This is a genomic window from Pseudomonas sp. TMP9 (genome assembly GCF_037943105.1).
Taxonomy (GTDB): Bacteria; Pseudomonadota; Gammaproteobacteria; order Pseudomonadales; family Pseudomonadaceae; genus Aquipseudomonas.
Window position 1 is genome coordinate 2,930,015 of sequence record NZ_CP149803.1, and the last position, 26,975, is coordinate 2,956,989.

A 26,975-nucleotide genomic window follows, 5' to 3' on the forward strand; every position below is an offset into this window, starting at 1 on the left:
GAAAGTAAGAGCAGATGGGCCGTCGTCAATGATCCGGAGCACGTCCGCAACACTCACGACCTTGCAAATCGCTCCCGGATTGCATCCGGGCTACGACCTGCCTGCCCTTCTCGAGGCGCGGGGTTAAACCGGTGTGTCGGCTTTTTTCCGGCCTTTACTGATTTTTTCTGCTATGGATTCCACCAACAGGTAGAACATTGGAATCAGGAAAATCGCCAGGAAGGTGGCCGCCAACATGCCGCCAATCACCCCGGTGCCGATCGAATGACGACTGGCAGAGCCTGCGCCCGAGCTAATAGCCAGCGGTACCACACCGAGGATAAACGCCAGCGACGTCATGATGATCGGGCGAAAACGTAGGCGCGAAGCCTCCAGCGCCGACTCGAAAATGCCCATGCCGTTTTGTCGGTTGAGTACCGCGAACTCGACGATAAGAATGGCGTTCTTCGCCGCCAGGCCGATCAACGTGAGCAGGCCAACCTGAAAGTACAAATCGTTTTCGATGCCGCGCAGCCACACCGCAAGGATCGCCCCGAACACCGCGAATGGCACCGCTGTGACCACCACCAACGGCAAGGTCCAGCGCTCGTACTGCGCAGCGAGGATCAGGAATACCATGATTAAACCGAAGAGAAAGGCACTGCTACCCGAACCCTGGGATGCCACTTCTTGGAAGGCCGAACCGGTCCAACCGATGCTGTATTCGCTGCCCAGCACTTCATCCGCCACTTGCTGAATCGCGCTCAGGGCCTGACCTGAGCTGTAACCTGGAGCCGGCCCACCGAGAATCTTCGCGGCCGGGTAGACGTTAAAGCGCGCGTAAGTATCGGGGCCAAGAATACGTTTGACCTTAACAAGGCTGGCCAGCGATACCAACTCACCGCTGGCGGCGCGCACGTAGACTTGGGACAGGTCCTCAGGCTTGCTGCGGAACTCCGCCTCGGCCTGCAAGCTGACTTGGAAGGTGCGGCCGTACAAGCTGAAATCGTTGACATAGAAGCTGCCAAACGTCGCCTGCATGGCGGTGAACACATCATTGATCGGTACGCCCAAAGCACGCGCCTTGGTGCGATCAAGATCGATATAGTACTGCGGCACATTGGCGTTAAAGGTGCTCTGCACCCCTTTAAGTTCTGGGCGCTTAGCTGCAGCGGCAAGGAAGGCTTGCACCTTGCTCGCCAATTCTGCCGTGCCGCCGCCACTGCGGTCTTGGATAAAGCCTTCAAAACCGCCGGTGGTGCTCATACCGGTAATCGGCGGCGGGTTGAAGCTCATCATCACGCCGTCTTTCTGGCTTGAGGCCATGGCCATAAACTCGCCGGTCAGGTTGCGCGCATCCAGCTCAGGCGTGGTGCGCTCACTCCAATCCTTTAGCGGCACAAAGGACACACCCGAGTTACTGCGCGTACCCGAACTCAACACGTCGAAACCGGCAAAGGTCACCACGTCCTGAACGGCTGGGTGCGCCATCAATTGCTGAGTCACCTCGCTGGTGAGTTTCTCGGTACGGGTCAGTGATGCAGCGGGTGGCAGGAAGTAGGCGTTGATCACATAGCCTTGGTCCTCGCTGGGAACCAAAGAACTGGGCACCCGGTTGAACAGCACCACCATTACCGCAATCATTGCGCCGAACAGCAGCAAGCCCACCGCTGAGCGCTTAAGAAAGAAGCGCACACCGGCGGTGTAACCGTCGGTCATTTTGTCAAAGAAGCGGTTGAACAGGCGAAATGGCGCCGCTGGTTCATGATGACCGGGCTTGAGCAGCAAGGCGCACAGCGCCGGGCTCAGGGTCAGGGCGACGATGCCGGAAATCACCACAGACACGGCAATAGTGATGGCGAACTGTTTATACATTTCCCCGGCCAGGCCACCGAGAAATCCGACTGGCACAAACACTGCGCAGAGCACCAGCACGATGGCGATGATCGGCCCTGTAACCTCTTCCATGGCTTTGATGGTGGCCTCGCGCGGGCCAACCTTGTCGGTGGCCATCACCCGCTCGACGTTTTCAATCACCACAATGGCATCGTCCACCACGATACCGATGGCCAGCACCATGCCGAACAGCGTGAGCAGGTTGATCGAGAAACCGAGCATGTACATGCCGGCGAAGGTGCCGATCAATGACACCGGAATCGCCAGCACCGGGATCAGCGTGGCGCGCCAGTTTTGCAGGAAGATAAACACCACTAACACCACCAGTACCAGGGCTTCGAAGAAGGTGTAAATCACCTCTTCGATCGATACCCGGACAAATTTGGTGGTGTCATACGGCACTTTAAAGGTCATGCCGCTGGGGAAATTCTTCGACAGCCGCTCCAGCGCGTTGCTGACCGCTTCGGCGGTGTCCAGGGCATTGGCGCCGGGTTGCAGATAAACGCCAAACGCAGCGTTCTGCTGGCCGTTTAGCGAGGTCATCAGCGAGTAGTCTTGCGCACCGAGTTCGATGCGGGCGACATCCTTGAGCAGCAAACTTGCGCCGGTTTCATCGGTGCGCAGGATGACGTTTTCAAACTCTTTCGGGTCAGTGAAGCGGCCTTGGGTGGTCACCGTGTAGGTGAAGTCTTGCTCTTGCTTGAGCGGCTGCTGGCCGAAGCTGCCGGCGGCAAACTGCGAGTTCTGCTCACGGATCGACTTGACCACATCGCTGGGCGTTAGGTTGAACTGCGCCAGCTTATCCGGGCGCAACCAAATGCGCATGGAATAGTCTTTAGAGCCGAACTGGGTGACATCGCCCACACCGGGCAAGCGTTTAAGTTCGTCGATAACGTTGATCAGCGCGTAGTTACTGATGAACACCGGATCGCGCGAGCCATCCGGGGAAAACAACGTCACCACCTGCAGAATGTCGGAAGACTTCTTCTGCACTTTCACACCTTGGCGGCGCACTTCTTCGGGCAATTTAGCCAGTGCCGCTTGCACCCGGTTGTTGACGTCGATGGTGGCCTGATCCGGATCACGACCCACTTCGAAGTACACCGACAGGCTCATGGCGTTACCGCCGGAGTTGGACTGCTGGTAGATCATGCCCTCAACGCCGTTAATCGACTGTTCCAGCGGCGCAGCCACTGTCTCAGCGATGACCTGGGCGCTGGCACCGGCATAGCTGGCGCTAACCGACACTTGCGGCGGCAGAATCTGCGGGTACTGGGCGATCGGCAGCGAACGCATGGCCATAAGGCCGGCCATGATGATGACGATCGAGATGACGGCGGCAAACACCGGGCGGTCAATAAAGAAGCGTGAGATCACGTCAGGCGCTCCTTAAGATTGGCTGGCAGCGGGAGCAACAACCTTGACCGGGCTGTCCGGGCGCACTTTCGGCAGGCCCTCAACGATCACCCGCTCCCCGGCACTGACCCCAGAAATAATCACCCAGCGACCTTTGGCTGTGTGCCCGGTAGTGACCTGCCGCTTACGCGCCAAGCCTTGCTCATCGACGACATACACAAAAGTACCGCTTGGGCCTTGGGCAATCGCCCGTTCAGGCAGGGTCATGGCATTGGGCAGGCTCAAACCTTTGACCTGAACCCGGACAAACTGACCGGGTAGAAGATGCTGCTCGGGATTAGGCGCCACAGCGCGAGCGCTGACCGTGCCCGTGCCGCGATCAACCAAGCTGTCGGTAAAGTCCACCTTGCCTTCTAATGGATAGACGCTGCCGTCGCCAAGGGTAATCGTCACGCTCATTTTGCCGTCTTCCGGCAGCACTAAGCTGCCGTTCTGCAAGCCACTGCGCACACTCTCCACGTCAGAGTCGGGGGCGGCAAAATTGACGTAGATCGGGTCCAGCTGGGTGATGTTGCTCAGCAGGCTGGCATTCGGATCACCGGCGACCATCAGGCTGCCTTCGGAGACCGTTTCCTTACTGGTGATGCCGGAGATCGGTGCCTTCACTGTGGTGTAGTCGAGGTCGATCTGCTTGGACAACACCTCGGCTTCCGCCGCTTGAATATTGGCTTTGCTCTGCTCGAAATTCGACACCGCGTTGTCCAGTTCACTCTCGCTGGCAAAACCCTTTTTCTGCAGCTCACGGATGCGCTTGAGGTTGCGTTCCGTCTGACGATAGCGTGCTTGCTCCTGCGCCAGCGCACCCTTAGCCCGGCTTAGCGCCGCCTGATAAATGCGCGGGTCAATGCGGAACATCACCTGCCCTTGCTTGACCTGGCTGCCTTCTAGATAGGTGCGTTCCTGCAAAATCCCGCTGACCTGAGCGCGCACCTGCACCTCGCGAAAACCTGCCGTGCGGGCGGAGTATTCAAACTCCAGCGGTAACGCTTCGACCTTTACCGTTTCCACCACCACTTCGGGCGCCGGCGGGGTATCAGCGGCGTACAGCGGGCAGGCAAAAATAGCCAGCAACAAGGCACCGGCAGCCGCCGGCAGATGAAGGGAAAAGGGCATGGATGTCTCCGAAGGAACGCGAGGCGCAGCAGTTATGACCGGCAATGCTAGTTACATACACAAGTGTTTGTAAATAGAACATTGCCCTCAACTTCATTACACTTTGGCCTTGAGCCTAGCCAGAAATGCACCTGCTGCCATGCGCCGAACCAAAGAAAATGCTGAAAAAACCCGGATTGCTCTGCTTGCGGCCGCCGAAACGCTGTTTCTAGAAAAAGGCGTGGCACGCACCAGCTTGGAGCATATTGCCCGCCAGGCCGGGGTCACGCGCGGCGCGGTGTATTGGCACTTCGCTAACAAGGCCCACCTTTTCAACGCCATGCTCAACCAAGTGCGCTTGCCGCCTGAGCATCTGGCTGAGCGTATGCGCGGCTGCCCCGAGCATGACCCGCTGCTGACCTTACGTGAGCTGTGCATCGAGGCCATTGCTAACTTGGCCCGGGACGAACAAAAACGCCGCATCTTCACGGTGCTGCTACGGCGTTGCGAGTTCACCGAGGAGTTACGCGAGGCTGAAGAGCGCCATGAGGCCTTTATCAATCTGTTTATCGAGCTCTGCGAGCAGCAGTTCAGCAGCCCAGCCGTCAGCCCGCGCTTGCATGCGGGGCTGAGTCCGCGCCTGGCAGCGCGCTCGGTGCATGCGTTACTGGTAGGCTTGTTTCACGACTGGCTGCGCGACCCTACGCTGTTTGACCCGCTGCATGACACCGCGCCGATGGTCGATGCCTGCTTTCGTGGGCTGATCCGCGATTGGCCAGCCCACGAGCCTTCACTTGCTGATCACGCCAAGCCTGCGCTGTAGCCGGCTTCGGCAATCGCGATAATCAATTCATCACTGGCCAGGTGGCTGCCCACCGTGACCTCGCCGCCTTGGATTTTTACCCTGACATCCGCAGCGGCATCACGAGCCAGCACGGCGTCGGTCACTGCTTTAATACAATGGTCGCAGGTCATGCCCTCGACCCGAAATGTGTGAACGCTCGTTGTTTGCATCACTCAGCACCTGCATTAACTAATTGAGGCGCACAGTGTCCTCCCTGCTAGCGGGGTAAGGTCAAGCCATAAAACAGCCCTTGACCTTACCTAGGTGGCAAGGTTGATCCTCTAGCGCAGTCCAATGGAGGGCACTACATGTCTCATCTCATCAGCGTTGACCTACCAATCGCCGGCATGACCTGCGCCAGCTGCGCCGGCCGAGTAGAGCGCGCGCTGGCCAAAGTGGCCGACGTCGCCAGTGTCAGTGTCAACCTGGCCAGCGAACACGCGCGCATCGAAGCGCCCGCCGGCAGCCTGGAGCAACTGGTGAATGCCGTGAGCGCCGCCGGTTACAGCGTGCCCAGCGCACGCGTGGAATTAGCCATCAGCGGTATGACCTGCGCCAGCTGCGCCGGCCGCATCGAGCGCGCGTTGGCGCAGCAGCCGGGTGTGCTCTCAGTTAGCGTCAACCTGGCCACCGAGCGGGCGCAACTGCAGGTGCTAAACGCGGGCGACATAACCGCTCTGCTGCAGGCCGTGAGCAAGGCGGGTTATCACGCCAGCCGGATTGGCGACTCACAAACTACCCAAGCCACGGCCGCCAAACAGCTGCTACGCGAACGCTGGATGCTGTTCTTGGCCATCGCCCTGACGCTGCCCCTAGTGCTGCCCATGCTGGTGGCGCCCTTTGGCCTGCATTGGATGTTACCGGCGTGGGCGCAGTTCGTTCTGGCCACGCCGGTGCAGTTTATTTTCGGTGCACGCTTCTACCGCGCGGCGTGGAGTGCGCTGCGGGCCAAAGCGGGCAACATGGACCAACTGGTCGCCATCGGTACCAGCGCCGCTTACGGCTTAAGCCTGTATCAGTGGGCGGTGACCCCAGCCAATGGCATGCCGCACCTGTACTTCGAAGCCTCGGCGGTGATCATCACCCTGATCCTGCTCGGTAAATACCTAGAGAGCCGCGCCAAACGCCAAACCAGCAGCGCCATCCGCGCTCTGCAAGCCTTGCGCCCGGAGCGCGCTTTACGCCTGCGCGATGGCAGCGAACAATGGGTCGCACTGAATGAATTGCAGCTGGGCGACTGTATTGTGGTTAAGCCCGGCGAACGCTTCCCGGTCGATGGATTGGTAGCGCAAGGCCAGAGCCATGCCGATGAAGCACTGATTAGCGGCGAGAGCCTGCCGCAGCCGAAACAACCGGGCGATACGGTGACTGCCGGGGCGATCAACGGTGAAGGTCGCTTGCTGATCGAAACCACCGCCCTCGGTGCAGAAACTGTGCTGTCACGCATTATTCGCTTGGTTGAAGACGCTCAAGCAGCTAAAGCACCGATCCAAAAATTGGTGGATAAAGTCAGCCGGATCTTCGTGCCCAGTGTTTTGCTGATTGCCTTGGCCACTTTAATTACCTGGCTAGCACTGGGCGCAGGTATTGAGACGGCGCTGCTCAACGCCGTGGCCGTACTGGTGATTGCCTGCCCGTGCGCCCTTGGTTTAGCGACCCCGACCGCCATCATGGCCGGCACCGGCGTGGCCGCGCGTCATGGCATTTTGATCAAAGACGCCGAAGCGCTGGAGATCGCCCACTCGGTCAACCTAGTGGCCTTCGACAAGACTGGCACGCTAACCTCAGGCTCGCCGCGCATCGCCCACCTGCAAGCCGTCGACGGCGACACCACGCACCTGCTGCAACTGGCCGGCGCACTGCAACGCGGCAGCGAACACCCACTGGCTAAAGCGGTACTGGATGAATGTGCGGAACAGCAGCTGACACTGGCTGAGGTCAGCGACAGCAAAGCACTGGCCGGGCGCGGTATTGCTGGGCACATTGGCGAGCGTCAGCTGGCGCTGGGCAACAAACGCCTGCTGGAAGAACACTGGCTGCAGAACCAGACGCTTGTCGCCCAAGCACTTGAGTGGGAAGCCGAGGGCCGCACCTTGTCGTGGCTGATGGAACTGGCGCCGCGACCACAGGTTCTCGGTTTATTTGCCTTTGGCGACACCCTCAAAGAGGGCGCAGCAGAAGCCATTGCCGCGCTTTCTGAGCAGGGTATCGACAGCCACCTGATCAGCGGCGACAACCGCGGCAGCGTTAATGCCGTGGCCAAGGCGCTTGGTATTACCGTCGCGCATGCTGAAGTATTGCCGGCAAATAAAGCTGAAATCATCACAGCATTGAAAAAAGACGCGGTGGTGGCCATGGTCGGCGACGGCATCAACGATGCCCCAGCTCTCGCCGCCGCTGATGTTGGCATCGCCATGGGCAGCGGCACCGATGTGGCCATGCATGCCGCCGGCATTACCCTGATGCGCGGCGACCCGCGCTTGGTGGCCGACGCGCTGGATATCAGTAAACGCACCTACAACAAAATCCGGCAAAACCTGTTCTGGGCCTTCGCTTATAACCTGATTGGTATTCCCCTAGCAGCAGCGGGTTTGCTTAACCCGATGCTGGCCGGCGCCGCCATGGCCCTGTCCAGCGTCAGCGTGGTGAGCAATGCTTTACTGCTTAAAACCTGGAAACCTCAGGATCGCAGCCACAAACCCTAGGATGGGTTGAGCGCAGGCAGTTCAATCGGCCGCCATAACAGCTGAACGGCGCAACCCATCAGCGCCATCGGTAAAACTGGCGAATGTACCGAGGCAACCCTTAATAATTATCGTGACGTGCAGCCTGCGTGGCCGGCCACAGCCTCTGAACATCGTTTAGGAAACGCCCATGAATATCGGCCAAGCGGCAAAGAAGACTGGCCTTAGCGCCAAGATGATTCGCTACTACGAAAGCATCAATCTGCTGCCCACCGCCTACCGCACAGAAGGTGGCTACCGCCAGTACAGCGCGCAGGACCTGCATCGCTTGGCTTTTATCAAACGCTCACGTGATCTCGGCTTTTCCTTGGCCGAAGTCAGTCAGCTGCTGGCCCTGTGGCAGGACCGTGAGCGCGCCAGTGCCGATGTTAAAGCGCTCGCCGCCACCCATATCAATGAGCTGGAACGCAAGATCAACGAACTCAGCGGCTTGCGCGACACCCTCAAAGAACTAATAGACAGCTGCCAAGGCAACGACCGCCCCGATTGCCCGATCCTCAAAGACTTGGCTGGGCGCGTCAGCTAGCGATACTCCGCTGCGTCTCAAACCGATATGGACAACACTGAGCGCATGCCAGGCCGGCACGGGCTGAGCATTAAAGATATGCCCTCAATAGCCGAAAACTTTTGGGCAAGCCCGCGCCCAACACCATGCACACTAACTCTCCACACTATGACAGTGATGACTCTTACTATTTGGAGCTTCAGCCATGTTCAGCAATTTTAAAATTGGTCAGCGCATCGCTATCAGCCTGGTGTTGTTGCTGGCTGTAACCGTCGCAGTCCTGCTGACAGTTTTTTTAAGCCGCTTTAACAATGTGATCGCCGAAGCTGAACAACGCGAACTGCGAGGCTTATTCAATAACATCACTACCGCGATTGAATCGGAAGGCGTCATGTCTGAAAAATTGTCGGCGCTGGTGGCTGGCATCCCCGACGTTCAACAGGCTATGGCCGACGGTGATCGTGAGCGCCTTACTGCTATGTTCGTACCGGGTTTTGCGAACATGGCGGGGCGGTACAACCTGCGTCAATTCCAGTTCCATCAAGCGCCGGCGACCTCGTTTCTGCGTGTGCATGAGCCGCCAAAGTTCGGTGATGATTTGTCGGCTATCCGCAAGACAGTGATTCAAGTCAATGCCCAGAAGCGCTCCTTACATGGCATTGAGTCAGGGGTCGCCGGCCTTGGCATTCGTGGTTTAGCACCGATTCAAGCCGAAGGCCGCCATGTCGGTTCGGTGGAGTTCGGCTTGTCATTCGGACAGCCCTTCTTCGACTCGTTCAAACAACGCTACAACGTTGATGTAGGCTTGATACTCAGGCAAGCATCCGGCCAATACAGCGCATTCGCCAGTACGTTCAGTAATCCCCAACTGCTGTCAAACGCTCAGCGTGAAGACGCCTACAACGGTAAAGCAGTAACGCTGCAGACGGAACTCGACGGCCGCTCAGTCGCCGTATTTGCCGCGCCCATAAAGGACTTCTCAGGCCAACCGTTGGGTCTGTTGGAAATCGCCATGGACCGCAGCTACTACGCCGATGCCTTGGCTGGTGCGCGCAATAGTGCCGCTATTGTGGCGGTCATCGCTCTGGCGGTTGGTCTGCTGCTAGCCATGCTCATCGCGCGCAGCATCGTCCAACCGATAAGTGCCGCCGCCGCCGCTATGCGTGACATCGCGGCTGGTGAAGGCGACCTCACTCGCCGCCTGCCAATCAACGGCCGTGATGAGGTGGCTGAGTTGGCGCAGGCCTTCAACCACTTTGCCGAGAAAGTCCGCAGGCTCGTAGCTGACGTCGCAGGCTCTACCACTCAGGTGGCATCTGCCGCCGAGGAAATGTCGGCTATTACCGATGAACTGAACCGCGACTTAGCAAAACAGCGTGGCGAAATTGAACAAGTGGCCACAGCGATGAATGAAATGACTGCCACCGTGCAAGAAGTCGCACGCCACGCCTCGGAGGCTGCACGCTCTGCCAACAGTACCGACCAGCAAGCACTTCAAGGCCAACATGTTGTTGCCGAAGCAGTGAGCGCGATTGGCGCAGTCGCCAGCGACGTCGAACGTGCCGCCCAGGTCATTGCCCGCTTGCAAGACGACAGCAAAAATATTAGCAGCGTCCTTGAGGTAATCCGTGGAGTCGCCGAGCAAACCAACCTACTGGCCCTTAACGCCGCAATTGAAGCTGCTCGAGCCGGCGAGCAGGGCCGTGGTTTTGCCGTGGTGGCGGACGAAGTGCGCACCCTGGCATCACGCACCCAGCAATCCACCGTCGAGATTCAAACTGTAATCGAACAGCTGCAGAATGCGGCACGCGAGGCGGCAGTCGTCATGCAGCAAAGCCAGACGCGCGCACACGAGAGTGTCAGCCAAGCCCAGCAGGCCAGCGTCGCACTTGAAAAAATAACCCTCTCAGTGACCAGCATCAATGATATGAACGCGCAAATTGCCAGCGCTGCCGAAGAACAGAGCGCGGTGTCGGATGAGATTAATCAGAACGTGGTCAACATCAATGACGTCGCCGAACGAGTCACCGAGTCTGCCGAACAGACCGCCCAAGCCAGCAGCCAACTGGCCCATCTGGCGGTTGACCTACAAACCCTAGTAGGCCAGTTCAAGTACCAATGAGCGCAGCCTTAATGACTGTCTCGCTGCAGCAGTGAGTGTGGTAGTGAATTTCATCCAAGAGAGCGCTGCAACGCAAGGCAATCTAAGGCAAAGTGATCGGTCAGCTCTGGCCAGGGATTTTCTGCCAGGTTGACCAATACGCTGCGGGCTCCGGCCGCGCGGGCGCACTCAAGATCAAAGCGGTAATCACCGACCATCACCAGCTCGCTTGGCGTCACCTGCCACGCATTAGCGAAGTGCAGTAAGCCGCCGGGGTCAGGCTTGGGCGGCGCTTCATCCCGGCCGATTACATCGGCGCTGGCAAAGCAGTCATCCAGGCCAATGGCACGCAGCGTCAGCAGCGCCAGCTCATGGGCATTGCGGGTGAGGATGCCCAGGCGGCAACCGCGCTCACGCAGCTCACGCACCAGCGCAATCGCCCCCGGCGCGGGTTCCGAGGTCAGCGCCAGCTCGCGCTCATGCTCCAGTAACCACGCATGTTTAGCCGCTGCCACATCTGCAGGTAAGGCGGCTAAGTAGCCAAGAATGTCCTCGGCCAGGGGAATATCCAGCGCCCGCTTGATCGCTTCAAAATCATGCACAGCCAGGGTTAGGGTGCCGTCCATGTCGAACACCCAATGGCGCGCAGCATTTAGGCTCATTTCCAGTCCTCCCGCACACGTGTCAGGCCTTCTTGGGCCACTGAGGCGACCAATTGGCCTTGACGATTAAAGATGCTGCCGCGGGCAAAACCGCGTGCATTGCCAGACCACGGGCTGTCCATGCTGTACAGCAACCATTCATCCATGCGCAGGTTGCCATGGAACCACAGCGAATGGTCGAGGCTGGCCACCTGCATAAACTTCTGCCACACCGAAACGCCATGCGGCAGCATGGAGGTGGTCAGTAAATTGAAGTCACTGGCATAACCCAGCAGGTATTTGTGCAGCTGCGGGTCATCCGGCAACTCGCCGGCCGCGCGAAACCACACATGCTTAACCGGCTCACAGGGTTGCGGCGCAAAGGGGTTGCCCACCGTTACAGGGCGAATTTCGATCGGTTTGTCGCTCACTGCCCGTTCACGCATGCGCTCAGGTAAGGCATCGGCGATCATCCGCGCCAGTTCGGTCTCCGACTTTAAGGCTTCCGGCCCCGGCACGTCGGGCATCAGGTCTTGGTGGTGGAAGCCTTCTTCATCAAATTGAAACGACGCGCTGCAGGTAAAAATTGGCTTGCCCTTCTGGATCGCCGTTACCCGACGCGTGCTAAAGCTGCCGCCGTCACGCACGCGTTCAACCTGATACACCACCGGCAGGGTGGAATCTCCGGGGCGCAGAAAATAACCGTGCATGGAGTGCACATGCCGCTCCGGCTCCACCGTCTGGCTGGCTGCCGAGACGCATTGACCGAGCACCTGACCGCCAAAGAGCTGACGAAAGCCGAGGTCTTGGCTGACGCCACGAAACAGGTTCTCCTCGATGGTTTCCAGGGTCAGCAGGGCGACCAATTCATTCAACACCTGACTCATGCATGCTCTCCGGTTAACCTAAATGTCGCCTAGCGACGCCTTCCTTATGCCCTTCCCCTGCAGAGAAAGTGACGCGATACGCAGGCCTTGATGATACTCGGGGCTATTGCGACATACCCGTTAGCGCATCGGGCTAGGGGGCGAGATGGTAAAGACTTTGCCGACGCTTGTCGGCCCAACTGAACGATGAATGCGGATAATCATGGCAGCATTTAAGCCAATCAGCAGACTGACTTGAGCCAAGCGTTGCCGGGCCGCCATACTCTGCGCACATCCGAACGAGCCTGCCCCCATGCGTTTGCCGCTGGTTTATCACGACGATTACAGCCCGCCCTTCCCCAGCAACCACCGCTTCCCCATGGAGAAGTTCCGCCTGCTGCGCGATCACTTAGTGAGCAGTGGCTTGTGCACCGACGCCGAATTACTGCGCCCTGAACTGTGCCCTGCAGACATTCTTGCCTTGGCGCATTGCCCGGCGTATATCGAGCGGTTTGCCAGCGGGGCATTGGCTTATGAAGAACAGCGCCGCCTAGGCTTGCCATGGAGCGCAGCGCTGGCGCAGCGCACCATTCGCGCGGTCGGCGGCTCGCTGCTGGCCGCCGAGCAGGCGTTGCAGCATGGGTTGGCCTGCCACTTAGCCGGCGGCACCCATCACGCGCACTTCGATCATCCGGCCGGTTTCTGCATCTTCAATGACCTGGCGGTGATCAGCCACTATTTGCTGGCCAGCGGTAAAGCCCAGCGCGTGCTGATTTTCGACTGCGACGTGCACCAAGGTGACGGCACCGCACGCCTACTGGAAAACACCCCAGAGGCGATTACCGTGTCGCTGCACTGCGAGAAAAATTACCCGGCACGCAAAGCGCTGAGTGACTGGGACATTCCGCTGCCCAATGGCATGGGCGATGCCGATTACCTCAAGGTGGTGGACGACACCCTCAACTACCTATTGCCGCTGTACCAGCCGGACATCGTGCTCTACGACGCCGGCGTCGACGTGCATCAGGATGACGCCCTCGGCTACCTCAACCTGACTGACGCCGGCATCGCTGCCCGTGATGAAGCGGTGCTCAACCACTGCCTAGGCCGCGACATTGCGGTGGTCGGGGTGATTGGCGGCGGCTACGACAAAGACCGTGCAGCATTGGCGCGCCGGCACGGGATACTCCATCACAGCGCTGACCGGGTGTGGCGCGAACGCGGCTTGGGCGGCGCATAACTGCGGGATGGCGTTAAGCTTGGCGCTGCAGGCAATAAAATTAACCAACCCCGTAGGATGGCGTTGAGCGCAGCGATACCCATCGCCAAGCATCGCTGTATCACCTCATTAAATTTAGCCATGGTCAATACTCGAACCTTACTGCTAACCACCCTGGCCATGCTGGCCTTTGCCGGTAACTCGCTGCTATGTCGCCTAGCACTGCGCGACACCGAGATTGATGCGGCCAGCTTTACCGGCCTGCGCCTGCTTGCCGGCGCGATTACGCTGTGGCTGCTGCTGCGCCTGCGCAAAGCCAACAACGTCAATGCCGGTAGCTGGCCTGCGGCCACCGCGTTGTTTATTTACGCCGCCGCGTTCTCCTTCGCTTATCTCAACCTAGAAGCGGGTGCGGGGGCATTGATTCTGTTCGGCGCGGTGCAATTGAGCATGCTTGCCTGGGGCCTGTACCGCGGTGAACGCTTGGGGCTAAAGGGTTGCAGTGGGCTAGTCATGGCATTCGCAGGCCTACTCATCTTACTGTTGCCCGGCGCCAATAGACCTCCTGCAGCAGCCGCACTGCTGATGCTGTTGGCGGGCGTTGCCTGGGGGGTTTACTCATTATTAGGCCGCGGCGTCAAAGACCCGCTGGCGGCCACCGCCGGCAACTTCCTGCGCACCGTGCCTATGGCGCTGGCGCTCAGCACCCTGTTATTCGCTCAGGCCCGCTGGGATATGCCGGGGCTAATCTATGCGCTACTGTCTGGCGCGTTGACTTCAGGGGTCGGCTACGCCATCTGGTACAGCGCGCTGCGCGGCCTGCACGCTTTTCAAGCCGCTTGCGTACAGCTCAGCGTGCCGATCCTTGCGGCGCTGGCCGGCAGCCTCTTATTGGATGAAGCGCTCAGCCTGCGCTTGCTGCTCAGCGCCGCTGCAGTGCTCGGCGGGATTGCGTTGGTGCTGAGCGTGCAGCAACGCCGCGTAAAGGCCTGACCAAGCGTTACTCGGCTAAGACCTTATCCAGCGCCTGCTCCAAGGTGTTTACCGTGCGCTCGATATTGCCCAGTTTATCCAGCCCAAACAAGCCGAGGCGGAAGGTCTGGAAGTCCGCTGGCTCATCACATTGCAGCGGCACGCCCGCAGCAATTTGCAAACCCAAGGCGGCGAATTTACTGCCGTTTTTGATTTGCGCATCGTCGGTGTAAGAGACCACCACACCGGGTGCTTCAAAGCCCGGAGCGGCGACACTTTTAAAGCCTTTACTGGCAAGCATGGCCCGCACTCGATCGCCCAACTCCTGCTGTTGCTGACGTACGGTGGCAAAGCCGATAGCTTCAGCTTCACGCATGGCCTCGCGAAAGCGTGCCAAGGCATCGCTGGGCATAGTGGCGTGGTAAGCGTGGCCGCCCTGCTCATAAGCCTGCATGATCTGCAGCCACTTCTTCAGGTCACAGGCAAAACTGCTGCTCTGGGTTGCCTCGACGCGAGCCTGGGCCGCTTCACTGAGCATTACTAGGGCGCAGCAGGGTGAAGCGCTCCAGCCCTTTTGCGGCGCGCTGATCAGCACATCAACACCGCACGCCTGCATGTCCACCCAAAGCGTGCCGGAGGCAATGCAGTCGAGCACAAACAAACCGCCCACCGCGTGCACAGCATCCGCCACCGCGCGCAGGTAGCCGTCCGGCAGCAGCATCCCGGAAGACGTTTCCACATGCGGCGCAAACACCACGTGAGGCTTTTCTACGGCTATAACGGCCAATACATCAGCCAGCGCCGGCGGTGTGAACGCTGCTTGGCTGACGCTCTTAACCTGACGGGCCTTGAGCGCGATGGCCTCAGACGGGATCTGACCCATCTCAAAAATCTGCGTCCAACGGTAGCTGAACCAACCATTACGGATAACCAAGCACTTCTGCCCCGTGGCCAGCTGCCGCGCCACGGCTTCCATGCCATACGTGCCGCTACCCGGCACAATGGCTACCGCATGAGCGTTGTAGACCTGCTTGAGGGTGGCGGAAATGTCCTTCATCACGCCCTGAAACGACTGCGACATGTGGTTGAGTGAGCGGTCGGTGTAGACCACCGAGTATTCGATCAGGCCATCGGGGTCGTTGCTGGGGTAAAGGTCAGACATAAAGGGCTCCAGTTAAAAAGGCTTAGGCTTGACCGTGCCCGAAGCTCGCAGAAATGACAAGGTCGCAGCGGCGTCAGTTAGAATGTTAGCCCGCTGATAACCCCGAACCTGCCATGACCACCCTCACCCAACAGCCTGCCTCTCGCGTCGTTATTATCGGCGGCGGCCCCGCCGGGTTAATGGCGGCAGAAGTGCTGGCCTTTGGCGGCGTGCAGGTCGAACTGTATGACGGTATGCCGTCAGTGGGCCGCAAGTTCCTCCTGGCGGGCGTCGGCGGCATGAACATTACCCACTCCGAGGCAAAACCTGCGTTTGTGGGCCGTTATGGCGCGCGACAGAATGAAGTGACCGCACTGCTGCAAGACTTCGATGCCGATGCCCTGCGCGGCTGGATTCACGGCCTGGGCATCAACACCTTTGTCGGCACCTCAGGCCGGGTATTCCCCAGTGATATGAAAGCCGCGCCGCTGTTGCGCGCCTGGCTCAAGCGCCTGCGCGAACTGGGCGTACAGATCCACACACGGCATCGCTGGCTGGGCTGGGATGCCCAGGGCGCCTTACGCATCAGCTCGCCAGCGGGTGAACGGGCGGTTAATAGCGATGCCACCCTACTGGCGCTGGGGGGCGGCAGCTGGGCGCGCCTCGGCTCAGACGGTGCCTGGGTGCCGCTACTTGAGGCGCGCGGGGTGCACATAGCGCCCTTGCAGGCGAGTAACTGCGGCTTCGATGTTGCTGCGTGGAGCCCATTACTGCGCGATAAATTCGCCGGCGCGCCGCTGAAAAATGTCAGCCTGTGCCTGCCCCAGCAAGCGCCGCGTTTGGGCGAGTGTGTGCTAACCGCCAGCGGCATCGAAGGCAGCCTGGTTTATGCCCTGTCAGCGAGCATTCGCGACACAATCAATCGGCAGAGCAGTGCCAAGGTTTACCTCGATCTATTACCGCAAACGCCGCTGGGCAAACTGCACATCGCCTTAAGCAAGCCACGCGGCTCGCAATCAATGGCTAAACACCTGCACCGGCAGGCTGGCATTGATGGCGTTAAAGCGGCTCTGCTGCGCGAGTTAGCCAACGCTGAGGTGTTTACTGACCCACTGCAATTGGCCAGCGTCATTAAAGCCCTGCCCATCGCCTTGATTCGTCCACGCCCCTTGGATGAGGCCATTAGTAGCGCCGGTGGCGTAGCGTTCGAGCACATGACCCCGCACCTGATGCTGAAACAGCTGCCCGGTACCTTTTGCGCCGGAGAAATGCTCGACTGGGAAGCCCCCACCGGGGGTTACCTGCTAACCGCCTGCTTTGCCAGTGGCCGCAAAGCTGCGCAGGGCATCCTTGAGTGGCTGCAACGCCCAACCGAATAAGCCTCCCACGCGCCACCTCAAACGGCTATGCTTGAAAAAAACCGCACAAACCGGCTGTGTAATCGAGGGCAATCGCCCGCAAACAGTCTGCAAGCGGTGCTCTCCCACGCGCACAGGTAATCTTCAGCCTTGATTCCTTTAGTGGTCTGCGACGACTCGAACATGGCGCGCAAGCAGTTGATCCGCGCGCTGCCGCCTGAATGGCCGGTCACTATTAGCCAAGCAACCAATGGCCAAGAAGCCCTTGAGGCGCTGCGCCAAGGTTTAGGTCAGGTGATGCTGCTGGACCTGACCATGCCGGTGCTGGATGGCTATGAAACCCTCGCGGCGATCCGCGCTGAAGGCCTGGCCTGCAAGGTGCTGGTGGTTTCCGGTGATGTTCAAGATGAAGCGGTGCGACGGGTTAAAGAGCTGGGTGCACTGGCTTTTATCAAGAAGCCTGCCGATCCCGAAACACTGCGTAGCACCCTGCTCGAACTTGGCCTGTTCGACCCTGAGGCTGCGCCCAGCGCCGTCAGCCAAGCCGCTGTGCTCGATGAGCTCAAGGTTAATTTCCGCGACGCCCTACGCGAAGTGACCAACGTGGCCATGGGCCGCGCCGCCGCTCTGCTGGCCAAGGCACTCGGCGTGTTCGTGCAGTTGCCAGTGCCGCAGGTGAATATTTTTGAAGTCAGCGAACTGCACATGACCCTCACTGACGCCATGCGCGGCGAGCGCATGAGTGCGGTGTGCCAAGGTTTTATCGGTGACGGCATCGCGGGCGAATCGCTGTTGCTGTTTCATGATTCAGAAGTTGCTGACATGGCGCGCCTGCTTAACTGGCAGCCGAAGGACGATCTAGAAACCTCAGAGATGCTTTTGGATTTGGCGAGCATCTTGATTGGCGCATGCCTTTCAGGGATTGCCGAGCAGATCGATGTGCGCTTCTCTCAAGGTCATCCGCAACTGCTCGGCCAACATTCCTCCATTGAGCAACTGATTCACCTTAATCAGCGCCGCTGGAAGAAAACCCTGGCGGTGGAAGTCAGTTACAGCTTGGAATCGCACGACATCCACTTCGATTTGCTGCTGCTGTTTACCGAAGATTCGATCAAGCGCCTGACCAACAAAATCAACTACCTGATGAGTTAGTGGCCTGTACGGCTAGTGGGTTGACTCAAGACCGGATAGCTGAGGTGCTGAGACCAGGCGGCGCAACGAGCCATAGCCGGCTGTTGGGAGGAGCGGCAACGCAGTATCAGGGCGTCAGCCGCCGAAATTGACTAACCGAACTAACCATACAGGCCACCCCTATGCCCGCCCAGATTGATATTAAAGAAGTGCACTGGCTGCTCGATATCGTGCAGTGCATCGATGTTGGCGTGATCGTGCTCGACCGTCGATATCAGGTCGAGGTGTGGAACAGTTTTATGGAAAACCACTCTGGCATGGGCCCAGATGAGGTGCATGGCAAAACCCTGTTCAGCCTATTCCCAGAGATCGACGAAACCTGGCTACGGCGTAAGGTTGATACTGTGGTGCAATTGGGCACCCGCGCATTCAGCCTGTGGGAGCAACACCCCTACCTGATGCACTTCAAGAACTACCAGCCGATCACCGGCCAAGAAGAATTTATGTACCAAAACGTCACCCTGCTGCCGCTGGCGGGTGCACCGGGCGAAGTCGAGCATATTTGCGTGGTGATCTACGACATGACGGCCGCTGCCACCCATAAAAAACAACTGGCAGCCGCCCAAGCCGCCAGTATCGCCTAAGGCTATTTAGCAAACTTCCCCGGTTTACCCGCCTTAGCGCCAAAACTCGGCACCTTGCGCACCGCTTTGACCGCCGGTGCAGCGGGTGCATCGGCCTCCATCCAGCGGCCTAAACTGCCGCTTTTGCCACCACCGACTATTTTCGGCTTCTTGGCTTTTTTTGATTTTTTCACCACCTGACCACCGGGCAACGTCTGCGGGACGCGGTGATCGGGGATAAAGTCCGGCTCATCGACGCGTTGCAGCACCTGCTGAGTCAGGGTCTCGATGGCGGACAACAGCTGCACTTCATCAGCGCAGACCAGTGATACCGCCTGCCCTAAAGCGCCAGCACGGCCCGTGCGACCGATGCGGTGCACGTAGTCTTCGGCGACGGTGGGCAAGTCAAAATTGACCACCAGCGGCATGTCGTCGATGTCCAGGCCGCGGGCGGCCACGTCGGTGGCCACCAGCACCTTCACTTCGCCATCTTTAAACCGCTGTAAAGCACGCTGGCGAGTGGCTTGGGGCTTGTCGCCATGGATTGAGTCGGCGCTGATGCCGTGGCCCTGCAGCTCGGCTTGCAGCTCATCAACGCCCTTACGCGTTTTCACAAACACCAGCGCCTGGCTCCAGCGCTTGGCCTGATACAGGTGCAGAAACAGCTCGCTTTTGCGCTTTTTATCCACTGGGATCAGCCACTGCTTGACTGATTTGGCCGCCGCATTACGCGGGCTGACCTCGATACTCAGCGGATCATTGAGCATCTCACCCGCCATGCTGCGGATGGCGTCGGAGAACGTCGCAGAAAACAGCAGAGTCTGACGTTTTTTCGGTAATACGCGGAACACACTCTCCAGCTCGCTGGCAAAGCCCAGATCCAGCATGCGGTCGGCTTCGTCGAGGACCAAAGTTTGTACTTGGTTGAATTTGACTGCTTTCTGCCGATAGAGGTCGAGCAAACGGCCGGGCGTTGCCACCAGCACATCCACGCCTTTACGCAGCTTCATCATTTGCGGATTAATGCTGACCCCGCCATACGCGGCAAAACTGCGCAGCGGCAGGTGTTGACCGTAGGTAATAAAGCTCTGCAGCACCTGCTCAGCCAACTCACGCGTTGGCACCAGTACCAGCGCGCGCACTGAGTTACTCGCCACCTCCGGCCCTTCCATCATCAGCCGTTGCAACACGGGCAAGGCAAAGCCTGCGGTCTTGCCGGTACCGGTCTGTGCGGCAGCCATCAGATCACGCCCCGCAAGGATCGGCACAATGGCCTGCGCTTGCACGGCAGTTGGGGTTTTGTAGTCGAGGCTATCGAGGGTGCGCAACAGAGGCTCGATCAGGCCGAGGGAGGCAAACGTCATAGGGTTACCACAAAGAGCTAAAAGGCGATGGCGCTGAGTTTACCCTGCCTGAAGGCAGGCGGCCTGACTGTCTTCAGCAACCGCCAGCGCCATAAGCACGCCGAATCAGTGTGTAGGGTGGATGACGCTTTTTTCATCCACCATGAGGGGGCATGAGGCGGTGGATGGATAAAGCGCCATCCACCCTACGAGAATGGCGCTCTGTGTCCTGCACTCAGGGCTTGTGCGGGCGCGAGAGAAACTCATGCGACTGCATTTCCAGCAGGCGGCTGAGGGTACGCTGGAATTCGAAGGTCAAGCGACCGCCGGTGTAGAGGTCTTTCAGCTCTACTTCAGCGGAGATGATCAGCTTGACGTTGCGGTCATAGAACTCGTCCACCAAATTAACAAAGCGCCGGGCCATATCGTCTTTGGCGGTGCTCATTTGCTCAACGTTCGCCAGCAACACGGCATGGAAAACCTTGCCCAGCTCGATGTAGTCGTTCTGGCTGCGGGGGCCATCGCACAGCTCACGGAAGTCAAACCAGGCCACGTCATCACCGATTTTGCGCGCGATGATGGCGCGGTTTTCGATCATTAACGGCTCGTTTTCCTGCACCACGCAGTGCTCAGGCAGCAGGCTGGTGAAGCTCTTTTGCAGGCTTTCTTCGGCAGCAGCGTCCAGCGGCCAGTGGAACAACTCCGCCTGCTCAAGCGCACGCAGGCGGTAGTCAATACCACTGTCGACATTGACGACATCGGTGTGCAGTTTTAACAGGGCAATCGCCGGCAGAAAGCGCGCGCGCTGCAGACCGTTTTTGTACAGGCCATCGGGCACGATATTGGAGGTCGCGACCAGGCTGACACCGTTTTTGAACAGCTCCTCCAGCAGGGTGGCGAGGATCATCGCGTCGGTGATGTCAGAGACGAAGAACTCATCGAAACAAATTACCCGCGCTTCGTCGGCAAAGCGCTTACCGATAATGGTCAACGGGTTCTTTTCGCCTTTGAGGGTGCGCATTTCTTCGTGCACGCGCTTCATAAAGCGGTGAAAGTGGGTACGCACTTTGCGCTCAAACGGCAGCGCATCGAAGAAGGTGTCGACCAAGTAGGTCTTACCGCGACCGACGCCACCCCAGAAATACAAACCCTTGACCGGCCCCTGCGGTTTTCTAGCAAACAGTTTGCTGAACACACCTGAGGTGCCCTTCTCGGCCGCGATCAGGTCGTCATACAGACGCTGCAGATGGCGCACCGCTGTTTCCTGAGCAGCATCATGGAAAAACTCAGGGCGCTTGAGGTCAGCTTGGTAGCGTTCTAGGGGGTTCATAATTCGTTAGCCGAGCACGTAAAACGGGGACGCCACTCTAGCGATGCCCCCACTGCTTGGCAATCAGCCAGCACGACTGGTCGGCGGAAATCCAATTAACACACCGCCGCGCAGCCGTAGGGCGGGTCAGGCCGCGCAGGTTGAACCTGCGATGCTAAGCATTGATGAGCCCGCATGGGTATCGCGTGACTCAACCCATCCTACCGAGCTACCGAGCTACCGAGCCTTTATTCAGCCGGGGTCAGCGCCTCACGCAAGCGCTGGATCGCCGCTTGGGCGGCAGCGCTGTCGGCAAATGTCGGGCTGGTCGCCACGCACTCATCGTCCAACCAAACACCAAAGCCGCCGTTTTGCTCACGTACATCCAGCGTATCACCGGACTGCAAGCGCTTATTGACCATGCCTGCAGCCTTGCCATCAGCAAAGGGTATGGACAGCAGCAACTGCTCACCCGACGCGTCTAACAGACGGAAACGGAAACGGCCATCGTCGTCACGGAAGCTGACAAAACGCGCGCTCTTACCGGCTTTTTTCTTTTCATTGGCATCGCTTACATCCTGACTGCGGAAGGAACGCAGGCCCACCGCCTCACGCAGCTCGCCAAGAAACGGCGTCGCTATTTTGCGCGCCTTGGCAGCGCCGGCCAGCAAAATATCTTCTAAGTCCGCAGGTTTGCTGATCAGCGCCTGATAACGCTCACGGGCTTCGCCCAACTCAGCTTCAAGTAGGGTGACCAATGCCTGCTTGGCCTCGCCCCATCCAAGACCCTCTTGCAGCGCTGCACGGAAATCCGCCTGTTGGGTGGGTGCCGCAAAGGCTTGATAGAGGGTGAACAGGTGCGAGTTGTCGGGGTCTTTCGCCTCGCCCGGCAGCTTGGAGTCGGTGACGATACGTGCCACGGCGTCCTTAAGCTGCTTGGCGCTGCCGAACAACGGGATGGTGTTGTCGTAGCTTTTGCTCATCTTGCGCCCGTCGAGGCCGGGCAAGGTGGCGACGTCTTCTTCAATCACTGCCTCAGGCAGGGTGAACAGCTCTTTACCGTTACCGAACAGGTGGTTGAAGCGCTGAGCGATGTCACGGGCCATTTCCACATGTTGAATCTGATCGCGACCAACCGGCACTTTGTGCGCGTTGAACATCAGGATGTCGGCCGCCATCAGCACGGGGTAGCTGAACAGGCCCATGGTGATGCCAGCGTCCGGGTCTTCGCCCTGTTCGACGTTTTTGTCCACCGACGCCTTGTAGGCATGGGCGCGATTCAGCAGCCCCTTGCCTGCCACGCAGGTAAGCAACCAGCACAGCTCAGGAATTTCAGGGATATCTGACTGACGGTAGAAGGTTGCTTTATCGGTATCCAACCCCAGCGCCAGCCAAGCAGCAGCAATTTCCAGACGTGAACGCTGAATGCGCGCCGGCTGATCGCACTTGATCAGCGCATGGTAGTCAGCCAGAAAATAGAACGAGTCCGCATCGGCTGCGCGACTGGCCACAATCGCTGGGCGAATCGCGCCCGCATAGTTACCCAGGTGCGGGGTGCCGGTGGTGGTGATGCCGGTAAGGATACGAGTGGTCATGGCGTTCGCTTATCAACTCAGGCGCAGACAGCCTGTAGGGGTCAGAGACGCGGCAGCAGCAGATCTTTAAGATCAGTGAGCTTGCCGTGAAAAAAGTGCCCGCATTCTGCCACTTTCAACAGCTCATGGGCACGCCCGAGTGCCGCTGACCATTGGTAAACCGTTTGCGGGTCGATCACCTCATCATCTTCCGGCTGGATCAGAACCAGCGGGCAGTGGCTCGCAGGCGGCGTTTCAGCCGTCAGACGTTGCACTGCCGGGGCCAACATAAACAGCTTCTCGGGCATCACGCCCTGAGCTTCCAAACGCCCACCCAGCGCGGCCGCCACAAAGCCACCAAAGGAAAAACCCATCAGGGTAAGCGGTAAATCAGGGTATTGGGCGCGCAACCAGTGGGCCACAGCCTCAGCGTCATCCACCTCGCCACTGGCCATATCATGGCTGCCGGCGCTGGCGCCGACACCGCGGTAATTAAAGCGCACCGTGGCCAAACCACAGTCGCGAGCAGTGCGCTGCAAGGTCGAAACCACCTTATTGAGCATGGTGCCGCCTTGCACCGGATTGGGGTGGCAGATCAGCGCCACACCACGGGCGTCAAGGGTGTCCAGCCGCAGGGCTTCGAGTTGGCCGCAAGGGCCGGCAATCATCAAGGGGGTTTCGCGGCTAAGCAACAGGGAACTCCGTGACCTCGCAGAGGGTCGACACGTCTAGCAGACAGCCTGCGCTGCACACATCATTCGGCTATACAGCGCAGGTTCGAGCCGTTAACGTAAAGCAAAGCCGTTTAGAGAGGAAGGACTCGTGGAACAGACGCTTACCGCCTGGTTGCTACCCGCCATTACCCTGGTAGCCGGCATTGCCATTGGCTTCCTGATTGCGCGCCTAGCGCCCAACGCTGCACCCAACCGTACCCAGCGCCAGCTGGATGAAATTCAACAACGCTTCGACACCTACCAGAGTGAGGTGGTCACCCACTTCAACACCACCGCCAGCCTGGTGAAAAAACTCAGCCAGACCCAACTGGATGTGCAGCAACACCTGTCCGACGGAGCCAATCGCCTGGCCTTAGACGAATTAACCCGTCAGCGCCTACTGGCCACCCTGCATGCCGACGATAGCGGCGAAAAACGCGAGCGCCTAAAGCCGCCCGTGCACCATGAGATGCCCAAAGACTACGCGCCAAAAACTGCCGATGTGCCCGGCATGCTGGATGAAAGTTACGGACTGAAGAACAAGTAACAGCCGCTCAAACCACTGCACTGACAATTCAGCACCCATAAAAAACCCGCACTGAGCGGGTTTTTTAATGACTGAGCCAGCGTTAAATCACCCCACGCTCGCGCAGCAGTGCCAGCACCTGCTTGACGCTTTCCTCCAGCGACAGTGCTTGGGTGTCGATTACTAGGTCAGCATTCAACGGCACGTCATAAGGGAAGGACTCGCCCGGGATGTTATCGCCACCGGCGGCGTACAACCCTTGCGGGTCGCGTTCGGCGCAGACCTGCGGCGAAGCCTGCACATACACGGTGATCAGACGCTCGGTACCGATCAGCGCCTTGGCCTGATCACGGCCTTCGGCATCCGGGGCAACGAAGGCCGCCAAGGTTAGCAAGCCAGCCTCGTTGAACTGACGCGCCACGTGAGCGGCACGCCGCCAGTTCTCGGTACGCCCGGCACGATCCTGCGGCAGGCCCTTATTCAGGTCATGACGCAGGTTCTGGCCATCCAATACATACACCGCACGGCCTGAGTCGAACAGTTTGCGCTCCACGGCATAGGCCAGGGTGCTTTTGCCCGCGCCAGACAGGCCGCTGAACAACACCGTGGCCGGCTGCTGACCGAAACGCGTGGCCCGCTCTTCGGTCGACACATGGGCCAGCTGACCATGATGACCACCCGAGCCGTGCGCGCCAATCGGTTCGGCGATGATCATGCCAGCGCCAACGGTGCCATTGGTTAGGCGGTCGATGATGATAAAGGAGCCAGTGGTACGGTTGTGCGCATAGCCGTCCAGCGCAATCGGTGCATCCAAGGCGATACGCACCTGGCCGATTTCATTAAGGTGCAGGCTGCTAGCCGCGCCTTCTTCTAAGGTGTTCACATCCACCCGGTGATTGATGCAGGCAATCGAGCCCGGCACATAACTGGTGGCGCGCTTGATGTCGTATTTCTTACCCGGCAGCATCGGCTCTTCGGCCATCCACACCAGCATGGCGTCGAAACTATCGACCACTTGCGGACGGTTATCACCGTGCACCAGCATGTCGCCGCGCGACACATCAATTTCGTCTTCCAAGGTGATGGTGATCGCCTGACCAGGACCGGCCTGCTCCAGCTCACCTTCAAAGGTGACAATGGACTTGACCTTGCTGCCCTTGCCCGATGGCAAAGCAATCACTTCATCGCCCTTGCGCACGATGCCGCTGGCCAAGGTGCCGGCAAACCCGCGGAAGTTCAGGTTGGGGCGGTTGACGTACTGCACCGGGAAGCGCAAGTCGTTGAAGTTACGATCGCCAGCCACTTCCACCGTTTCAAGAATCTCCATCAACGATTGACCGGTGTACCAAGGCGACTGCTCGCTCTTGTTGACCACGTTGTCGCCCTTGAGCGCTGACATCGGCACGAAATACATCGAGCTTGGCTTGAAGGCAATCCCTTCAACAAACGCTAGGTAGTCGGACTTGATCTGCTCAAAAACGCCCTGATCGAAGCCTTTGAGATCCATCTTATTGACCGCAACGACGATGTGCTTAATGCCCAGCAAGGAGGCAATAAAGCTATGGCGCTTGGTCTGGGTCTGCACGCCGTAACGGGCGTCGATCAAAATAATTGCCAGGTCGCAGTTGGACGCACCGGTGGCCATGTTGCGGGTGTACTGCTCATGGCCGGGGGTGTCGGCAATGATAAATTTGCGTTTGGTGGTGCTGAAATAGCGGTAGGCCACATCAATGGTGATGCCTTGCTCGCGCTCGGCCTGCAGGCCGTCGACCAGCAGCGCCAAGTCAATATCGTCACCGGTGGTGCCGACTTTTTTCGAGTCTTTGCTGATGGCTTCCAGATGGTCTTCATAGATCATCTTGGAGTCATGCAGTAGACGGCCAATCAGTGTGCTTTTGCCGTCGTCGACGTTGCCGCACGTAAGAAAGCGCAGCAGCTCTTTACGTTCGTGCTGGGCCAGGTAAGCGAGAATGTCTTCGCTGATCAATTCGGATTGGTGCGACATATTAACCCCTTGCTTAGAAATAGCCCTGACGTTTCTTCTCTTCCATCGAGCCGCTGGAGTCATGGTCGATGACGCGGCCTTGGCGCTCAGAGGTTTTGGCCAACAGCATTTCCTGAATAATCTCCGGCAGGCTGGTTGCCGTGGACTCCACCGCACCGGTTAGCGGGTAGCAACCGAGGGTCCGGAAGCGCACCATCTTTTTATGGATGCTGGCTTTTTGCTCAGGGGTAAGGTGCTCGAGGATGCGCTCGTCGTCGATCATGATCAGCGCACCGTTCATCTCGATCACGTCACGCTCGGCGGCGAAGTACAGCGGAACAATTGGGATGCTTTCTAGGTAGATGTACTGCCAGATATCCAACTCGGTCCAGTTGGACAACGGGAATACGCGAATCGACTCGCCCTTTTTGACGTTGCCGTTGTAAACATTCCACAGTTCGGGACGCTGATTTTTCGGGTCCCAGCGGTGCTTGCTGTCGCGGAAAGAGTACACGCGCTCTTTAGCCCGCGACTTCTCTTCATCACGACGGGCGCCACCAAAGGCGGCATCAAAGCCGTGATGGTTCAACGCCTGCTTAAGGCCTTCGGTTTTCATCACGTCGGTGTGCTTGGCACTACCGTAGGTGAAGGGGTTCATGTCCTGCGCCACGCCATCGGGGTTGATGTGGGTGATCAGCTCCAGGCCATACTCGTCGACCATCTGCTTGCGAAAACGATACATCTCCTGAAACTTCCAGCGGGTATCGATGTGCATCACCGGGAACGGTAACTTGCCCGGATAGAAGGCTTTACGCGCCAGGTGCAACATCACTGCGGAGTCTTTACCGATGGAATAGAGCATGACCGGATTGTCGAATTCAGCAGCCACTTCACGAATGATGTGGATACTTTCCGCCTCAAGCTGCTTCAGATGGGTCAGTTTATCGAGCATGGCTACTCACGATTTCGATGTAGTTGGGCCGGCGGGCCGTGGACGA

22 protein-coding genes are annotated in these 26,975 nt (G+C 58.8%); 10 read left to right on the plus strand and 12 right to left on the minus strand.

Features of this window, described 5'->3' with window-relative positions; all coding sequences use genetic code 11:
* Window positions 1-123 precede the first annotated feature (123 nt).
* Entirely contained in the window at window positions 124-3,252 is a 3,129-nt protein-coding gene (locus WF513_RS13940; RefSeq protein ID WP_339079990.1) for an efflux RND transporter permease subunit, read from the minus strand.
* 12 nt (window positions 3,253-3,264) lie between these two features.
* Window positions 3,265-4,404, minus strand: coding sequence for an efflux RND transporter periplasmic adaptor subunit (locus tag WF513_RS13945; RefSeq protein WP_339079991.1), 1,140 nt, complete (start codon window positions 4,402-4,404; stop codon window positions 3,265-3,267).
* 139 nt (window positions 4,405-4,543) lie between these two features.
* Here WF513_RS13945 and WF513_RS13950 point away from each other — a divergent pair, with 139 nt between their 5' ends.
* A complete protein-coding gene (locus WF513_RS13950; protein ID WP_339079992.1) occupies window positions 4,544-5,206 on the plus strand; it encodes a TetR family transcriptional regulator in 663 nt (220 codons plus the stop codon).
* On the opposite strand, the gene WF513_RS13955 is transcribed toward WF513_RS13950, so the two are convergent.
* Window positions 5,185-5,397 (minus strand): heavy-metal-associated domain-containing protein, encoded by a 213-nt coding sequence (locus WF513_RS13955; protein WP_339079993.1) that lies wholly within the window; start codon window positions 5,395-5,397, stop codon window positions 5,185-5,187. The two genes, WF513_RS13950 and WF513_RS13955, sit on opposite strands and share 22 nt — an antisense overlap.
* Before the next feature lie 138 nt (window positions 5,398-5,535).
* Between WF513_RS13955 and WF513_RS13960 the strand changes: the two genes are divergently transcribed.
* From WF513_RS13960 to WF513_RS13970, 3 genes are all read left to right on the plus strand, one after another.
* On the plus strand, window positions 5,536-7,932 hold the full coding sequence (locus tag WF513_RS13960; RefSeq protein WP_339079994.1) for a heavy metal translocating P-type ATPase: 2,397 nt from the start codon (window positions 5,536-5,538) through the stop codon (window positions 7,930-7,932).
* A gap of 169 nt (window positions 7,933-8,101) precedes the next feature.
* Window positions 8,102-8,497 (plus strand): Cu(I)-responsive transcriptional regulator, encoded by a 396-nt coding sequence (gene cueR, locus WF513_RS13965; protein ID WP_339079995.1) that lies wholly within the window; start codon window positions 8,102-8,104, stop codon window positions 8,495-8,497.
* A 184-nt stretch (window positions 8,498-8,681) separates the two neighbouring features.
* The gene (locus WF513_RS13970) at window positions 8,682-10,598 is read left to right on the plus strand and encodes a methyl-accepting chemotaxis protein (RefSeq protein ID WP_339079996.1); all 1,917 of its coding nucleotides are present in this window, start codon (window positions 8,682-8,684) and stop codon (window positions 10,596-10,598) included.
* 50 nt (window positions 10,599-10,648) lie between these two features.
* On the opposite strand, the gene WF513_RS13975 is transcribed toward WF513_RS13970, so the two are convergent.
* Together WF513_RS13975 and tesB are read right to left on the minus strand one after the other, a co-directional pair.
* Window positions 10,649-11,239, minus strand: a complete 591-nt coding sequence (locus WF513_RS13975) for an HAD family hydrolase (RefSeq protein ID WP_339079997.1) — start codon at window positions 11,237-11,239, stop codon at window positions 10,649-10,651.
* Entirely contained in the window at window positions 11,236-12,105 is an 870-nt protein-coding gene (gene tesB / locus WF513_RS13980) for an acyl-CoA thioesterase II (RefSeq protein ID WP_339079998.1), read from the minus strand. The genes WF513_RS13975 and tesB overlap by 4 nt, the downstream gene beginning before the upstream one ends.
* A gap of 292 nt (window positions 12,106-12,397) precedes the next feature.
* Here tesB and WF513_RS13985 point away from each other — a divergent pair, with 292 nt between their 5' ends.
* Together WF513_RS13985 and WF513_RS13990 are read left to right on the plus strand one after the other, a co-directional pair.
* Window positions 12,398-13,324, plus strand: coding sequence for a histone deacetylase (locus tag WF513_RS13985; RefSeq protein ID WP_339079999.1), 927 nt, complete (start codon window positions 12,398-12,400; stop codon window positions 13,322-13,324).
* A 120-nt stretch (window positions 13,325-13,444) separates the two neighbouring features.
* Window positions 13,445-14,296, plus strand: coding sequence for a DMT family transporter (locus tag WF513_RS13990; RefSeq protein WP_339080000.1), 852 nt, complete (start codon window positions 13,445-13,447; stop codon window positions 14,294-14,296).
* Window positions 14,297-14,303: 7 nt separating this feature from the next.
* Here the strand turns inward: WF513_RS13990 and WF513_RS13995 are convergent, their stop codons facing one another.
* Window positions 14,304-15,437, minus strand: coding sequence for an aminotransferase class V-fold PLP-dependent enzyme (locus WF513_RS13995; RefSeq protein WP_339080001.1), 1,134 nt, complete (start codon window positions 15,435-15,437; stop codon window positions 14,304-14,306).
* Between the two features lie 113 nt (window positions 15,438-15,550).
* On the opposite strand from WF513_RS13995, the gene WF513_RS14000 reads away from it, so the two are divergent.
* From WF513_RS14000 to WF513_RS14010, 3 genes are all read left to right on the plus strand, one after another.
* Window positions 15,551-16,795 (plus strand): TIGR03862 family flavoprotein, encoded by a 1,245-nt coding sequence (locus WF513_RS14000; RefSeq protein ID WP_339080002.1) that lies wholly within the window; start codon window positions 15,551-15,553, stop codon window positions 16,793-16,795.
* Between the two features lie 162 nt (window positions 16,796-16,957).
* Window positions 16,958-17,926, plus strand: a complete 969-nt coding sequence (locus WF513_RS14005; RefSeq protein WP_339080003.1) for a response regulator — start codon at window positions 16,958-16,960, stop codon at window positions 17,924-17,926.
* Window positions 17,927-18,087: 161 nt separating this feature from the next.
* Entirely contained in the window at window positions 18,088-18,549 is a 462-nt protein-coding gene (locus WF513_RS14010) for a PAS domain-containing protein (RefSeq protein WP_339080004.1), read from the plus strand.
* Window positions 18,550-18,551: 2 nt separating this feature from the next.
* Here WF513_RS14010 and WF513_RS14015 read toward each other — a convergent pair whose 3' ends face one another.
* From WF513_RS14015 to WF513_RS14030, 4 genes are all read right to left on the minus strand, one after another.
* Complete coding sequence (locus WF513_RS14015; RefSeq protein WP_339080005.1) at window positions 18,552-19,892, minus strand: DEAD/DEAH box helicase; 1,341 nt, start codon at window positions 19,890-19,892, stop codon at window positions 18,552-18,554.
* Window positions 19,893-20,106: 214 nt separating this feature from the next.
* Window positions 20,107-21,201, minus strand: coding sequence for a cell division protein ZapE (zapE, locus tag WF513_RS14020; protein ID WP_339080006.1), 1,095 nt, complete (start codon window positions 21,199-21,201; stop codon window positions 20,107-20,109).
* A 227-nt stretch (window positions 21,202-21,428) separates the two neighbouring features.
* Window positions 21,429-22,775, minus strand: coding sequence for a tryptophan--tRNA ligase (locus tag WF513_RS14025; protein WP_339080007.1), 1,347 nt, complete (start codon window positions 22,773-22,775; stop codon window positions 21,429-21,431).
* Window positions 22,776-22,816: 41 nt separating this feature from the next.
* The gene (locus WF513_RS14030; RefSeq protein WP_339080008.1) at window positions 22,817-23,446 is read right to left on the minus strand and encodes an alpha/beta fold hydrolase; all 630 of its coding nucleotides are present in this window, start codon (window positions 23,444-23,446) and stop codon (window positions 22,817-22,819) included.
* A gap of 130 nt (window positions 23,447-23,576) precedes the next feature.
* Here WF513_RS14030 and WF513_RS14035 point away from each other — a divergent pair, with 130 nt between their 5' ends.
* A complete protein-coding gene (locus WF513_RS14035; RefSeq protein ID WP_339080009.1) occupies window positions 23,577-24,014 on the plus strand; it encodes a DUF1043 family protein in 438 nt (145 codons plus the stop codon).
* Between the two features lie 82 nt (window positions 24,015-24,096).
* Here WF513_RS14035 and cysN read toward each other — a convergent pair whose 3' ends face one another.
* Together cysN and cysD are read right to left on the minus strand one after the other, a co-directional pair.
* Window positions 24,097-25,998 carry a sulfate adenylyltransferase subunit CysN gene (gene cysN / locus WF513_RS14040; protein WP_339080010.1) on the minus strand — a complete coding sequence of 634 codons (1,902 nt, stop codon included), beginning with the start codon at window positions 25,996-25,998 and terminating at the stop codon, window positions 24,097-24,099.
* 13 nt (window positions 25,999-26,011) lie between these two features.
* Window positions 26,012-26,929, minus strand: a complete 918-nt coding sequence (cysD, locus tag WF513_RS14045) for a sulfate adenylyltransferase subunit CysD (protein WP_339080011.1) — start codon at window positions 26,927-26,929, stop codon at window positions 26,012-26,014.
* Between the last annotated feature and the right edge of the window lie 46 nt (window positions 26,930-26,975).

Excerpts from the sequence above, each read along its gene's own strand:
- WF513_RS13945 (WP_339079991.1), bottom strand. The coding sequence starts at position 4,404 with ATGCCCTTTTCCCTTCATCTGCCGGCGGCTGCCGGTGCCTTGTTGCTG.
- WF513_RS13950 (WP_339079992.1), top strand. The coding sequence starts at position 4,544 with ATGCGCCGAACCAAAGAAAATGCTGAAAAAACCCGGATTGCTCTGCTT.
- WF513_RS13955 (WP_339079993.1), bottom strand. The coding sequence starts at position 5,397 with ATGCAAACAACGAGCGTTCACACATTTCGGGTCGAGGGCATGACCTGC.
- WF513_RS13960 (WP_339079994.1), top strand. The coding sequence starts at position 5,536 with ATGTCTCATCTCATCAGCGTTGACCTACCAATCGCCGGCATGACCTGC.
- cueR (WP_339079995.1), top strand. The coding sequence starts at position 8,102 with ATGAATATCGGCCAAGCGGCAAAGAAGACTGGCCTTAGCGCCAAGATG.
- WF513_RS13970 (WP_339079996.1), top strand. The coding sequence starts at position 8,682 with ATGTTCAGCAATTTTAAAATTGGTCAGCGCATCGCTATCAGCCTGGTG.
- WF513_RS13975 (WP_339079997.1), bottom strand. The coding sequence starts at position 11,239 with ATGAGCCTAAATGCTGCGCGCCATTGGGTGTTCGACATGGACGGCACC.
- tesB (WP_339079998.1), bottom strand. The coding sequence starts at position 12,105 with ATGAGTCAGGTGTTGAATGAATTGGTCGCCCTGCTGACCCTGGAAACC.
- WF513_RS13985 (WP_339079999.1), top strand. The coding sequence starts at position 12,398 with ATGCGTTTGCCGCTGGTTTATCACGACGATTACAGCCCGCCCTTCCCC.
- WF513_RS13990 (WP_339080000.1), top strand. The coding sequence starts at position 13,445 with ATGGTCAATACTCGAACCTTACTGCTAACCACCCTGGCCATGCTGGCC.
- WF513_RS13995 (WP_339080001.1), bottom strand. The coding sequence starts at position 15,437 with ATGTCTGACCTTTACCCCAGCAACGACCCCGATGGCCTGATCGAATAC.
- WF513_RS14000 (WP_339080002.1), top strand. The coding sequence starts at position 15,551 with ATGACCACCCTCACCCAACAGCCTGCCTCTCGCGTCGTTATTATCGGC.
- WF513_RS14005 (WP_339080003.1), top strand. The coding sequence starts at position 16,958 with ATGGCGCGCAAGCAGTTGATCCGCGCGCTGCCGCCTGAATGGCCGGTC.
- WF513_RS14010 (WP_339080004.1), top strand. The coding sequence starts at position 18,088 with ATGCCCGCCCAGATTGATATTAAAGAAGTGCACTGGCTGCTCGATATC.
- WF513_RS14015 (WP_339080005.1), bottom strand. The coding sequence starts at position 19,892 with ATGACGTTTGCCTCCCTCGGCCTGATCGAGCCTCTGTTGCGCACCCTC.
- zapE (WP_339080006.1), bottom strand. The coding sequence starts at position 21,201 with ATGAACCCCCTAGAACGCTACCAAGCTGACCTCAAGCGCCCTGAGTTT.
- WF513_RS14025 (WP_339080007.1), bottom strand. The coding sequence starts at position 22,775 with ATGACCACTCGTATCCTTACCGGCATCACCACCACCGGCACCCCGCAC.
- cysN (WP_339080010.1), bottom strand. The coding sequence starts at position 25,998 with ATGTCGCACCAATCCGAATTGATCAGCGAAGACATTCTCGCTTACCTG.
- cysD (WP_339080011.1), bottom strand. The coding sequence starts at position 26,929 with ATGCTCGATAAACTGACCCATCTGAAGCAGCTTGAGGCGGAAAGTATC.